A 13067-nucleotide genomic window follows, 5' to 3' on the forward strand; every position below is an offset into this window, starting at 1 on the left:
ATGCTATGTCCGCGTGATTGAACAGGTTGTAAAACGCATCATTTCGCCGAGCGTGCGCGTCACCTGTTTCAGGGCGTATTCCACTGCCGATACGTCGCCGGTTAACACCACTGCACCGGTAAAACGGTCGAGAAAGCCGATCTCTACTGCGCCGGATTTCGTCGCGATATCGCAGGCAATGATGGAGGCTTCACTTGGCGTGATGGTGAGAATGCCAATCGCCGAGACGCTGTCCTGTAATCCCAGTTTCTTGAACAGATCTTTACCTGGGTTCGCAATCAGATGCGCCAGCGTGACCTGTTTGCCCGGTACGTACTCCTGGATCATGCGATCCGTGGTCGGTTGTCTTTCCATTACCCCTCCACCATCTGACGCCACATCGCTTCGTGTGGGCGTGGGATCACCGAACGATAAACCAGCAAACCTTTTTCACCCGCGCTCTCACTGGCAACCGTGACCGCGTTGTTGACATCGGAAACGTCGCCTGCGACCACCATGTAACATTTGCCACCGATGCCGAATGCCATATGCACGCGAACGAGAGTCACGTTAGAGGCCTTCACCGCCCGGTCAGCCGCGCTGATACAGGCCGCTACGCTCCAGGTTTCGACTATCCCCACCGCCTGACGTTTATCCACGCTGTTCAGGCCGCTGATTGCGGGAAGCACGCTGGCGTGAATGTTGGGTAATACCAGACTATCGACCAGCATCTCGCCAGCGAGCGCGTTTCCGGTTTCGATGGCCTGTTGTACTGCGCCGACATCGCCGCCCAGCATGAGCAAAAATTTGCCCGGACAAATGGTTTTGCTGACCAGCAGATCCACATTGGCGCTTTTCAGCATGGCATCACCCGCTTCCATCCCTTTGGCGATGCTGGTGAGTTCTAAAATACCTATGGCCTGAGACATGGTTAACCTCTTACAACAATGATGGCCTGATCTGTTACCTCACAGACAATGCCGTCAATACTGGCGTGAACAGGCGCACCGAGCGCACCTTGCGGAATAGTTGCGACGCACTGACCACGCGCGACGCGCTCACCTTTCTGAACGCACGGCACCGCGCTGGCACCGATATGCTGGCGCAGCAGTAGCGTGGTTCTCTCAACAACGGGCTCGTTGTCGACTAACGGTGCTTCCTGATACCACGGCGTTAATCCCAGTTTGGCGATGAGTCGCTTTACCGGCACCAGACGGTATTTCGCCATCTCATCAGCCGGATTGAGCGGGCCTTCGTAACGCTGATTCTGTGCGCGCAGTTCACGCTTCAGCATGCGGTTAATCCGCATGGGGGAAATTCCTACCGGACAGGCCACACTTTCACAGACGTTACATTCGGAACAGGTGAGGGCACTGAGCAGCAGTTGTGGTGTGGCGGCCTGGTGGAAATTGACCGCACGAACCAGCAGATGCGGAGAGAGTTCATGGCCGATGAGATGTCTTGGACAGAGATCGGTACACAGGCGACACTGTTCACAGACGGTTCTCGCCACTGACAGCACGGTGCGCTCATCCTGCATACGTCGCTGAATCAACGGGTGCGATTTTGGCAGCACCAGCAGTCCACCGGTGGTTTTCGTGACCGGTGCGTCCAGCGACGTCACCAGGCTTCCCATCATCGGCCCACCGTTGATAAATCCCGGATCGTCGATGGTTGCGCCACCCGCCATCTCCAGCACGTCGCGTAAGGACATGCCGATGGGAACGGTCACGGTTTGCGGACGGGCAACGGCACCGTTAATGGTGAGCGTGCGGCGCGTCACGGGATACTGCTGCTCGACCGCACGAGCGATATTCAGCACGGTTTGTACGTTGTTGACCACCACTCCCACGCTGACCGGCAGAGCGGCCGGGGGAACGCGACGACCCGTTGCCATCCAGATAGTCAACACTTCATCGCCCGCCGGATAGACGTCGGGCAGAATGTGCAGTCTGATCGTCGGGGGCAACAGCGGCGTCAGCGCGGCAATCGCTGGCTGATACTTTTCTTTCAGGGCGATAATCCCTTCGCGGGCGCCCGTGGCCTTCATCGCATACTGTACGCCGCGAATCAGACGTGCCGCCTGTTGCGCCATGAGTTGTTGATCGACTTTCAGCATCGGCTCGCATTCAGCGGCATTGACCAGGAATATTTCTACCTGAGCCTGCAGTTTGACATGCGTCGGAAAGCCAGCTCCGCCCGCCCCCACGATGCCTGCCGCGCGAACGCGTTCAACGAGAGTCAGCGCATCCAGGGTGTCCAGTTCATCATGCAGGGCGGTATTCATAGCAACTCCTCAAGCAGTTCCTGAATGGCCCCGGCATCTGCTGCTCTGGGGCTGGTCTTCAGCGTTACGTCCGCCAGCGCGGCCTGAACCATTGCCGGAATACGCTGTGACCAGTCCTGTTTTTGTTCTTTAAGCGCTGCGGCGAGGGTGGGGATGGCGCATGCTTTTTTCAGCTGCTCAATGTGCTGCACCAGCGCATTTACGCTCGTCGTATCATTGGCACTGTCAGGACATAAATGACAGGTTTTCGCGAATCGGGCGTAACGTTTAGCCGCCCGCGGATCGTGCGCGTTGAAGCGGATCACCGACGTCAGCAGCATGGCGTTCGCCAGACCGTGGGGCAGATGGAACTGGCCGCCTAACTGGTGGGCGATGGCGTGGTTCAACCCTAGTCCTGCCTGGCTGAATGCCATCCCTGCCAGCGTAGAGGCGTTGTGCATTTTGCCTCGGGTGGCAAGACAGTCGCCTTTGCGGACGGCAACAGGCAGGTACTGAAAGACGATCTGGGCTGCTTTTTCAGCAAGTGCATCGGTGAAGTCGTTGGCGCGTGTGGACACATAGGCTTCCAGCGCGTGGGTCAGAACATCCATCCCGGTATTAGCGGTAATAGCGGGCGGGACGCTGACGACCAGCATCGGATCCAGGATCGCCATATCCGGATAGAGCGCGTTGTTGAACAACGGATACTTAATGCCTTTCTCCGGATCGCTAATCACGCAGGCGCTGGTGACTTCCGACCCGGTTCCGCTGGTGGTCGGAATCGCCACGCAGGTTTCGATGTCAATATCGAACTGACGACTGAACCAGACAATGGCCTTCGCCGCATCCAGCGCGGAGCCGCCGCCGAAACCGATCACCACGTCAGGGCGCAGGGACTGCATTTGCGCGATGCCCTGAACGACGGTTCCGATGGTCGGATCGGGCGTGATCTCACTGAAGACGCTGATCCGGTTATCCGCCGGTATCGCCTCGCGTAGTGAATCAATCAGCGGCGAACGAGCGAGAAAACCATCGCAGATAATCCAGATGTGCTTGTTCGTAAAACGACCAAGCACCTTCAGACTTCCAGGGCCGCTGTACAAACGGGTTTGCAGTGAAAAGGTATTCATCACAACCTCATTAGCGGATTGAGAAACCGTTAGTCAGCACACAGCGACGGGAGCGAGCAAACGTGCGCGCCGACGTTGTCCCTTCACCGGTAGGCGTGGCGATAGTGAAGGTGGTAAATCCTTCGCCGCCGACGCCAATTCCCGCATAGGAGGGGCCATTTTTAACGAAAATGGAGGTCTGCAGGGTCCGCGCAGCGAGGTTCAGGCGGGACACATTTTGTGAGTGCATGATAGCGGTATGATGCAGCCCATCTTCCACTTTCAGTGCCAGCGACAGCGCGGCGTCAAAATCTTTTACCTTCACCACTGGCAGCATCGGCATCAACTGCTCACTGGTGACCCAGGTGTCATCCGTGCTGACGACGCCAATCAACAGGCGTGGCGCTTTTGCCGGGACCGGAATGCCGGCGGCGTCGAGCATGGCAGAAGGACTTTTACCGACCAGTTTTTTATTGGCTATGCCATCTGGCAAGCAGGTCGCGCGCAGTTTCTCTATATCGGCCGGACTGAGCAACAGAGCGCCGAAACTTTGCATTTGCTGGATCAGTTGTTCCGCAACGGACTCCACCACAATCAGGCTCTTCTCTGAGATACAGGGCAGGTTGTAGTCAAACGACGCGCCGTTGATGATATCTTCTGCGGCCTTCACCAGGTCCGCGGTCTCATCGACGATGCATGGGGGATTCCCCGCGCCGGCGCCAATCACTTTCTTCCCGCTCTTCATGCCCATTGCCACAATGCCCGGGCCACCGGTTATTGCCAGTACGGCAATTTTTGGATGCGCCATCATCTGCTGGGTGGCTTCAAATGTTGGTTCGGCAACGGTCACCACCAGATTGCGAATGCCACAGGTGCGAAACGCAATATCCTCAATCATGGCAATGAGCTTCAGCGATACCGCTTTGGCGCCCGGATGCGGACTGAAATAGACGCTGTTGCCCGCTGCCAGCATGCTGATGCTATTGTTGATAATGGTTTCCGTCGGGTTGGTGCTGGGGGCGACGGAGCCAATCACGCCAAACGGTGAATATTCAAACAGCACCATGCCGCCATCACCGGTGAGCGCGGTGGTGGTCAGGTCTTCGATACCCGGTGTGTTGTCCAGCGCAGCTTTGTTTTTGAGGAATTTATCTTCTTTGTTCCCCATTCCGGTTTCCGCTGCGCTTTCTGCTGCCAGGGTAGCCAGCTGTGGTGCCAGTTCTTCCCGGATGGCGCTGATAATGGCGCTGCGTGTTTTCAGGGGTGACTGCTGATAACGCAAGAACGCCTGGTGGGCGGCATTGACTGCTTCATCAACAGACTGAAAGATTCCGTTCCCTTTGATTTCAGTTTTCGCGGGAGCCAGTTGCTCGCTCAAAATGGTGCGGATGAGGGTTTCCAGTTCAGTAGTATTCATTGATGTGTTCTCACGTTTATTGCTGCAATGGCAGCCTGTGCAATGTCCATGTCCTGTTCAACGCTTCCTCCGCTGATACCAAGACCCCCAATAAGCAATCCATCACGCCATAGTGCGTAGCCGCCGCCAAATGTGACGACTTTTCCCTGCATATGACTTTCCAGTCCGTACAACGGTGCGCCGGGCTGAACCACCGACGCGAGTTCATGAGTCGCGGTTTTCATCGCCACGGCGGTCCAGGCTTTTTTCGGTGCCAGTTCGCTGCTAACCAGCAGAGCGTCCGGCATCCGCCAGGTGACAGCTTCTGTGCCGTGGGCGTCAACAATACTGACGACCACCGGGACGTTTAAGGCTTGCGCCCGCTCGACGGCGGCGCGGGTTAACTGATGGAGATCGCCAAAAGAAAGCGACATCGCAGATTCCTTTTTGACAGGGGCGTGACCGGTCGCCAGATAGCGTTTCGTCACTTCCCGGATAATCGTGTCCTGATGAGCGTCGTGATCTTCCGCGCGCGCCAGCGCATACAAGCAGTCTGACAGGCGATTGATATAACGCATCAGCACATGCCTTACGCTGACATCGGCAGCGAGTTCCACCAGACGGCGTTCAGCCCGGCGCGCCAGCGTACGGGCAAAATGCAAGCGGCTTGCGGCTTCACTGCGGCCTGGCAGAATAAAACTGCGCAAGGGCGCGACGCGTCCCATCGCGGTATCGATGGCCGCTTCCAGCGCGGCAATTTCCTCAGAGCTGATATAGCGTCGGTCCGCTGAAGGTTGCTCGCTTTCACTGGCAAGCTCAGCGCTGAACCAGAAAATTTGCAGTTGAATGGCCTCCAGCAGCGCGCGATGTTGCGTGTTGCGGGTGGCGCAGACACACAGGCTCAGCGCGGCGTTAAGCTCATCGAGCGTGCCGTATGCTTCCACTCGGGGGTGCGTTTTACTGACGCGCTGTCCGGTAAAGAGCGCCGTGGTACCAGCGTCGCCTGTGCGGGTATAAATCGCCATAACTCCCCCTTAACGAGAAAGCGTGTCGACAATGCCGACAACGGCCAGATCGATGGCCTCATTCGGCCCGGAAAAAACATGCCTGGCGCTGGAGCCGCTGCTCAGGAGCACCAGTTCGCCAACGCCTGCGCCAACAGAATCAACGGCGACTTCATCGCCTGCCGTCGGATTCGCCGGCAGTTCACCGTCGGCACTGACCCGGCGTACCAGCAGAAGTTTTTTACCGACCAACGAGGGCGATTTTTGCGTGGATACCACCGCGCCTGTAACACGTGCCAGATGCATGGTTCACTCCTGCTTAATCAAGTGGATGTGGCGTGAACTCGCGGTCTCGCGAGCCAGCGCGGTAACAACACATTTGCGATGCAGCACCAGTAATCCTGAGGGTAACCGGGCAACATCGGCATAACTTAACAGTCGGGTAGGGTGCAACATGATCGGCTGACCCTGTTCATCGCAGAGAACCAGCGGCAGTCGGGCCAGTTTCTTCACCGGCAATGCGGGCAACAATCGACGTTGCACTGAGAGTTGCACCCGAAGACCAAATGCCAGGGCCTCATGGATCATGACGGCACTGACATGCGACGAATCGTTGTCGGCAATCTGTTCCAGCAGAGGCAGATCGACCTGCAAAATATGCAGAGAGGCGTACTGACAAAACAGGGTGCGGGAAGGGGTTTCCCGCAGTTGCGCGACGCTCAGCGTGACGGTACTTTGCGCACGTCGTTGCAGGCGGGAGACCACCTCTTCGACGATTCGCTGCAACAGATCGCCGTTCATCGCGGCGTCACCAGTGTGACAAAAGCATTGGCGTCATCAGCCCCGGCAGCATTGGCTTCGTCGGTATCAATATGCATTTCCAGACGCATATCAGGGGAAACGCGAACCGCAACGTTATCGAAGATTAGCCGACGATCGGTTCCCTCAATGGCGACACTGACGCTATCGCCGTGGGCAACACGCAGGATCAGCGCATCCAGCGGTGACATGTGAATGTGGCGCTGGGCGACGATCACGCCAGAGGGAAGCTCCACTTCGCCAAAGGGACTCACGAGGCGAATACCCGGCGTTCCTTTGAGATTACCGGACATCCGTAATGGCGCGGCGATGCCCAGCGTTCTGGCATCCGTGCGCGAAATCTCCACCTGGCTGGTGCTACGCAGCGGCCCCAGCAGGCGGACATTTTTCAGTTGACCTTTTGGACCCACTAACGTGACGGTCTGCTCAGCCGCGTACTGTCCCGGTTGCAGGAGTCCTTTTTTCTCACTAATCGGATGTCCCGGAAAAAGACGGGAATAATCCTCAGCGCTAAGGTGGATATGACGGTTGGAAACGCCCAGTGGAATAGGGCGATCCCGTAATTCATTCAGCACTTTGCTGACCGTCGTCTCCAGAAGTTGCTTATCCATTACGCTTAACCTCGTTTACCTGAATGCAGGCAGAGCGACCGGGGTTCGCCTTTCTGGCGCTTACAGGCCGGGTCCAGACACAAATTGCAGCTGATAATCCCGTCTTCAGGCGCCGCTTCCGGTGCTGACTCTTCTACAACGACTTCAGTTTCAGGTTCTTTGATGGGGGCTGGTACGGGCTCCGGTGCAGACACCGTTGCGGGTGTTGGTACAGGTGCCGGGGTGGCAGCCATCGCCCGGGAGAGAATGCCCTCGCCGGGTCTGGCGATCACTTTGTGCGCGACCAGGCCATCTTGCTGTTCGGCGAGATGAGCACCGGTGATGATGGCAGACTGTACTGATGCCACATCACCGGCGATCTTGATCACCGTCCAGCCTGAACCGTTGGTTTTTTCAAGGCCAACCAGCGTGATGGAAGCCGCTTTCGCCATGGCATCTGCGCAACAAATGGCTAATGCCAGACCACTAACTTCGAGTAATCCCAGTGATTGCTTCACGCTGTGCTCCTTTTCGATAATGCTCAGGCCGATTTCGGTAAAATAGCCTCAACGTCGCTGTGCGGACGCGGGATAACGTGGCTGGATTTCACCTCACCCACGACGCTTGCTGCCGCGCAGCCCGCATCAACAGCGGCTTTAACGGCGCCGACGTCACCGCGAACCATGACGGTCACCAGACCGGAGCCGATTTTTTCGTAACCGACCAGTTGCACGTTGGCGGATTTCACCATGGCATCTGCGGCTTCAATCGCGCCGACCAACCCTTTTGTTTCAACCAGACCCAGTGCGTTATTCATACTGCAATTCTCCTGTGGATTAAGCATTGAGATCCCGGAAGGGGATCCCTTTGACTAACCTTGCCGCGTTGTTTCCAGTACTTCGCCGGTCAAGGCTGTTTTGGCGATACGTCAGCGTAAAAAGCGGCGCTGAAGTGGGTAAATTTTTGTAGTGCACCACCAGGGTTTCTTCGTTGCAGGCGATACCAACCAGCAGCGGTGACATGCGGGCTGCCTGCCATGCGCTCTGAACGACTTCTCCCGCCGCCTGGTGTTGAATCACAAACGGGATGCCTTCTTCTTCGATGCCGAGCAACACTTCTTTCCAGACTGAAAGACAGTCGCCGATAGTCGAAATCACAATGGCGGGCGTGGTGACGCTACTGTCCATGGACAAACTCCTTATGCCAGGAGAGGATGAGCCCCGTCGCCACTGCGTTTCGCGGACCTTCGGTGCCGCGAATATTTCCGCGTCCGGCAACCAGTCGATAATGCGCCAGGGCATCCGTCACCAGTTGCGGCACTTCAAAGTCCAGCGAGGAGCCGCCCACCAGAACGACAAACGGAATGTCGCGGATATTGCCCGTCGGGCTGACCTGTCGCAGTGCGCGCAGAGCATTAGTGACAAACACACGCTCTTTGGCACTGCGGCGAATAGCGCGAACTTTTTCCAGCGCGAGATCGCCGGGCAGAGGCACCAGTTCATCCGGCTTGACCACGCAGACGCGGGCAAACACCGCAGGAGGAAGCGGAGTCGGGAAGAACTGAACGCTGCCGTCTTCGTGACGCAAATGGAACAGGCTTTCGACCTTGGCTAACGGATACTTTTTGATCTCTTCCGCCAGATAGCGGTCATCGAGTCCCAGTTCCCGGGCGATGATCATGGTGACCATGTCGCCAGCCCCGGCGAGGTGCGTGGCGATAATTTCGCCTTTAGGATTAATGATGGAGGCGTCTGTCGAGCCAGCACCTAAATCCAGAATCGCCAGCGGACGCGTGGTCCCGGGCGTAGTGAGTGCGCCCAAAATCGCCGCTTCAGCTTCTGCGCCGCCGACCTGGACGTCCACGTTCAGCTTTTCTTTAATTTCGCTGGCGATCATTGCCATCTGTAGGCGGTCTGATTTCACCATCGATGCGATACCGACGGCCTGTTCCAGCGAAAACTCGCCGGCCAGTCCGCCGGTGACGCTGACCGGAACGGAAGTATCGACGGCCAGCAAATCCTGGATAAAAATTTCGTTGCTTGGCTTGTTGGTCAGTTCCGCCATTGTCTGGCGAACGTGTTCCAGCATGCCGCCAATATTGGTGCCCGCTTCCCCGGTGACGTTGTCCAGTTTCGGGCATTCGCCTACCGCCTTCATAATGGCGTCGGCACCAGCAGCGACATCAACGCGTAGCGTACGCCCTTGAGACTGCAGCTCGATGTTTCCGGCAGGAATAGCACGCGCTTTAACATCTCCCGAAGGCGTTTTCACCACCACGGCGGAGCGGTTGCCAATCAGTGCTCGCGCCATCGGAACAATGTTTTTGGTCTCGTCCGCATTGAGATTAAACACCGTCGCGATGCCATAAGGGTTTGACAGCGTTTCGATAACCTTACCGGGTACGGCGACCTCAATGGCGGCCAGCATTCCGAGCGGAATGCGGTCGATGTACAGCACTTCGTCAACGATGGGCAGGGTTTTTTCCAGTCGGTTACTGACCAGAACGCCATCGTCCTGTTGTAAAATGACACCGGTTAACTGGTAACCGGCACGGACAGAGGCGTTAATCATGGTGGCGACATCAGCGAAATCGAAGGCCGATGACACCACCAGAATTAACGGGGTATCCGCCGGTCGGGTGAGTAACTCTTCCGGCGTAATCGTGATCCCCACACCAAGACCGACACCGCCCGGCGTTTTCGGGTTATGACCGATCATGGTGGATTCGGTGATGATGGTTTCCGTGATGGTTTCCATCGCGACATCACCAATCACCGGGGTGGCTTCATTGATACGGATAAGCGAGATATCGCTGACATTGATGCCCGCATTGTTAGCCGCAAGCGTAAGCGCCTCCTGAATCCCAAACACATTACGCAATGTGCCTTTTATCCCGGTGGTTTCCGCCAGCGCGCTACCGGTAATGGTGAGCACGCCAGTGCCATCCAGCGTCGCCAGCGCGACTTCTGTGGATGAGTTGCCGATATCAATGCCAGCTATATATCTCATGACCTTTCCTTAGTCGTCGCCTTTCAGTTTCTTACGCTCGACATACAACACCGCAGCTTCACGAACAAACGCGGCGCAGATTTTGGCCTGATAGCGATTTTCAAGATCGTCCGCAATCGCGAGCAGTTCTTCTTTCGTTGAACGGTAAGGACGCAGGGCGTTATAGATCTCAAGAATGCGATCGTCCGGTACAGCCGTCAGTTCTGCGGCGCGCTCAAAGTTCATTGCCAGGCGGTCACGTCCGGCATCTTTGGCGATAGCCGCCTGAATGCGCAGCGTTTCCGGTGTGATACGCATATCCTGCGCGGTCACTTTGTTGCTCAGAACGTTTTCGAGAGTGAACTCATCCAGCGTTTTGTTGGTAGCCGTTTTGACCCACTCAGGATGCTTACTGGCGAGCGGATAGTCGGTCACTTTTGCGGTCTGGGTCGTACTGCTCGAACCAGTTGCCGGGGCAGATGTGTCGCCCTGTAGACTGTTCATGCGACTCAACACATCCCGTACCATCGATTCAATTGCATCGGTATTCATAAAGGGATCCTTATTAAAGCGCCACGCGCAGTTCCTGCGGATTTTTGCCCGTCACGACGTACTTCGTCTCTTTAATGTGCAAAATGGCGGATTTAGCCTGATATTTCGGGCGCGCCATCTGATCGTTCAGCGTCGGAACCGGCTGCGGTGATTCACGCTTGGCATAACGCGCAGCGTTTTTACCAATCTGGCGATAGGTTTCCAGCGTCAGCAGCGGTGCCTGCGGGAACAGCTCCAGGTTGGACAGCGGAGGCAGTCCCTGTTGGTGGATGACCGTCGTGCCTTTTGACTGGATGCCGATAGAGATGCCGGAGCCACTCAGACGGTTACCCTCCACGGCAACGAAGGCCACGTCGGATGATTTAAAGCAGCGAATTACACGCGCTTTGATGCCTTCTTCTTCAATACCGGCAATCACTTCACGCAGAATGTTCTTGTGCGGCAAACCGACGATGTTAACGGTCTGGGAAAGGCCAAACGCCGGGCCGACAGCAATGATCACTTCATCCTGTTGCGTACCTTGTTTTGCCTCGCCAATTTCCGTCAGAAAACTGTCACCGGCCGGAGCAGCAGGCGCGGCTGACGTTCCCGGCGCGCGAAACGAGACGGGTTTATCGCTGGTCTGCATTTCGGACAGAACGTCTTCGATAATCTGGCGCAGCAATTTTTCATTAATTTCCATTGTTCACCCCTTAGCCAAGCTCGTTGGGATCAAGTGCGCCAGGGATGTTCTTAATTTCTTCCCAGCGTTCGCCTTGCAGGCGATAACCTGTTGCCGGACCGGCATAATCGTTGACATCATTGACTGCAGAGAGCACTTGTCCGTCGCCGACGATAATGGCGGAGGTATGCAGATAGTCCCCGGTTAACTTGGCTTTCTGGATGTTGAGCATGTCCTGCGCGACATCGGTAAAGCCGCCCTGAGCCAGCGCTTTCACCACTTCCAGACCGTTGCGGTTTTTGTTGATGATTTCCTGTGCAAACTTAATGTCCTCAACGATGTTACGTTCAGGCATATCTTTTGAACCGTGTGCGTAGGTTGCGGCTTCGACTTCTTCATCCGTAATCGGCGGCAGACCCATACCGGCGAAAACCGCCTGCAGAGCACGTGCTGCTTTGTTACGGATAGCGATAACGTCCTCTTCACGCACCGGACGCAGACCGCCGTCCACTTTCAGGTCACGCTGGATAACGTTGTAGTCATCGAAGTCTTCTGCATCTTCGTTGGAGCCCGCAAACATGTTGTCGTAGTTCGGTACGGCGGAATAACCAGAGGAGATAAAGTCGGTACCCGGCAGGAACTGCATCAGCAGACGTGCGGTACGACGCATATCGGAGTGGGTGAAGGTCTGGTCGTTACTGGAAGCGCATTCCAGATCCAGTGATGAACAGATCAGGTTTTCTGCCAGCACCGCACGGATCCCTGATGGCACCGCGGACGGAACGCCGATGCAGCTCACGGAGCCGTTCTGCAGACCCTGCACACCTGCCGCTTTGGTGATGTAAATGCAACGGGCTTCCAGATACAGCATGGATTTGCCTTCGGCATAGCCCATCTGCACCTCGGAACCTGAACCGGAGGTGAAACGCATTTTCAAACCACGGGAAGCGTAAGAAGACGCGAGGAAACCTTTTGACCACGGCGTATCATCGCCATCAGTAAAGACCGGTTCAGTACCGTAGACGGAAATGGTTTCGGCGTAGCAGGTATGGCCCAGCATGCCGAGTTTCAGTTCAGTGGCTTCTTCCAGCGAACATTGCGTCAACACGCCCGGACGACCGACCTGAGAACCGACGAGCAGAGCAATGGCGTTGAACGGGGCATAACGTGCCACGGCTACGGTAGTCTCTTGCTCATCAAAACCGCGCCATGCGCCTTCTGCTGCGTCGGCAGCAATCTGTACCGGGTTATCTTTGACGTTGGTGACGTGTGCCTGTTGAGAAGGCGTACGACGAGCGCGCATTTTTTGCATCGCCATCATCATCTCAACCACGTTCATGTGTGAAACCACTTCGACAATTTTTGCCGGGGTCATCGCCGTTGTCAGTGGCACAATGTCGCGACGCTTCACGTTAGGATCGCACAGCATGTTGGCGAGCTTAACGGAGTCCATCGCCATCACTTCTTCTGCACGCGCCAGGTTGATGCCGTAGCGGGCAATAAAATGGTCAATCAGGTCAAACTGGCTGACTGATTTTCCGTCGAGTTCGGTGACTGCACCGTTAACGATTTTAATCGACGGTTTAGGATCGTTCGGGCTTTCCATCGCAATGAAGCCTTCTTCGATCCACTCCTTAACGAATCCGTCCTGATTGACAGGGCGTTTCGCCAGTGCTTCAAATCTTTTCGATCTCATGAATGAG

At 56.3% G+C, this 13067-nt stretch carries 16 protein-coding genes; all 16 read right to left on the bottom strand.

The window, feature by feature from the left end:
• Positions 1-3 precede the first annotated feature (3 nt).
• From pduU to pduC, 16 genes are read right to left on the bottom strand one after another with little or no spacing between them, the layout of a single operon-like run.
• Positions 4-354, bottom strand: a complete 351-nt coding sequence (gene pduU / locus I6L53_RS08120) for a propanediol utilization microcompartment protein PduU (RefSeq protein ID WP_042318179.1) — start codon at positions 352-354, stop codon at positions 4-6.
• Positions 354-908: a propanediol utilization microcompartment protein PduT gene (pduT, locus tag I6L53_RS08125; protein WP_042318180.1), complete on the bottom strand. Its 555-nt coding sequence runs from the start codon at positions 906-908 to the stop codon at positions 354-356. Before pduT ends, pduU begins: the two co-directional genes overlap by 1 nt.
• Positions 909-910: 2 nt before the next feature.
• On the bottom strand, positions 911-2266 hold the full coding sequence (locus I6L53_RS08130) for a 4Fe-4S dicluster domain-containing protein (RefSeq protein ID WP_042318181.1): 1356 nt from the start codon (positions 2264-2266) through the stop codon (positions 911-913).
• Entirely contained in the window at positions 2263-3375 is a 1113-nt protein-coding gene (locus I6L53_RS08135; protein ID WP_042318182.1) for a 1-propanol dehydrogenase PduQ, read from the bottom strand. Before I6L53_RS08135 ends, I6L53_RS08130 begins: the two co-directional genes overlap by 4 nt.
• 10 nt (positions 3376-3385) lie before the next feature.
• Positions 3386-4771, bottom strand: a complete 1386-nt coding sequence (gene pduP / locus I6L53_RS08140; RefSeq protein WP_042318183.1) for a CoA-acylating propionaldehyde dehydrogenase PduP — start codon at positions 4769-4771, stop codon at positions 3386-3388.
• Positions 4768-5775, bottom strand: a complete 1008-nt coding sequence (gene pduO / locus I6L53_RS08145; RefSeq protein WP_042318184.1) for a two-domain cob(I)yrinic acid a,c-diamide adenosyltransferase PduO — start codon at positions 5773-5775, stop codon at positions 4768-4770. The genes pduP and pduO overlap by 4 nt, the downstream gene beginning before the upstream one ends.
• A 9-nt stretch (positions 5776-5784) precedes the next feature.
• Positions 5785-6060, bottom strand: a complete 276-nt coding sequence (pduN, locus tag I6L53_RS08150; protein WP_012906340.1) for a propanediol utilization microcompartment protein PduN — start codon at positions 6058-6060, stop codon at positions 5785-5787.
• A 3-nt stretch (positions 6061-6063) separates the two neighbouring features.
• Positions 6064-6555, bottom strand: coding sequence for a microcompartment protein PduM (gene pduM, locus I6L53_RS08155; RefSeq protein WP_042318185.1), 492 nt, complete (start codon positions 6553-6555; stop codon positions 6064-6066).
• A complete protein-coding gene (locus I6L53_RS08160) occupies positions 6552-7184 on the bottom strand; it encodes a phosphate propanoyltransferase (protein WP_042318186.1) in 633 nt (210 codons plus the stop codon). The genes pduM and I6L53_RS08160 overlap by 4 nt, the downstream gene beginning before the upstream one ends.
• A 5-nt stretch (positions 7185-7189) precedes the next feature.
• On the bottom strand, positions 7190-7681 hold the full coding sequence (locus I6L53_RS08165; RefSeq protein WP_042318187.1) for a BMC domain-containing protein: 492 nt from the start codon (positions 7679-7681) through the stop codon (positions 7190-7192).
• A gap of 23 nt (positions 7682-7704) precedes the next feature.
• A complete protein-coding gene (gene pduJ, locus I6L53_RS08170; protein ID WP_042318188.1) occupies positions 7705-7980 on the bottom strand; it encodes a propanediol utilization microcompartment protein PduJ in 276 nt (91 codons plus the stop codon).
• A gap of 19 nt (positions 7981-7999) precedes the next feature.
• On the bottom strand, positions 8000-8350 hold the full coding sequence (locus I6L53_RS08175; protein ID WP_042318189.1) for a glycerol dehydratase reactivase beta/small subunit family protein: 351 nt from the start codon (positions 8348-8350) through the stop codon (positions 8000-8002).
• Positions 8340-10172, bottom strand: a complete 1833-nt coding sequence (locus I6L53_RS08180) for a diol dehydratase reactivase subunit alpha (protein WP_042318190.1) — start codon at positions 10170-10172, stop codon at positions 8340-8342. Before I6L53_RS08180 ends, I6L53_RS08175 begins: the two co-directional genes overlap by 11 nt.
• 9 nt (positions 10173-10181) lie before the next feature.
• Entirely contained in the window at positions 10182-10703 is a 522-nt protein-coding gene (pduE, locus tag I6L53_RS08185; RefSeq protein WP_042318191.1) for a propanediol dehydratase small subunit PduE, read from the bottom strand.
• Between the two features lie 13 nt (positions 10704-10716).
• Positions 10717-11385 (bottom strand): propanediol dehydratase medium subunit PduD, encoded by a 669-nt coding sequence (pduD, locus tag I6L53_RS08190; protein ID WP_042318192.1) that lies wholly within the window; start codon positions 11383-11385, stop codon positions 10717-10719.
• A gap of 10 nt (positions 11386-11395) precedes the next feature.
• The gene (gene pduC, locus I6L53_RS08195) at positions 11396-13060 is read right to left on the bottom strand and encodes a propanediol dehydratase large subunit PduC (RefSeq protein WP_042318193.1); all 1665 of its coding nucleotides are present in this window, start codon (positions 13058-13060) and stop codon (positions 11396-11398) included.
• Positions 13061-13067: the final 7 nt, after the last annotated feature.

This window comes from Citrobacter farmeri, assembly GCF_019048065.1.
Lineage (GTDB): Bacteria > Pseudomonadota > Gammaproteobacteria > Enterobacterales > Enterobacteriaceae > Citrobacter_A > Citrobacter_A farmeri.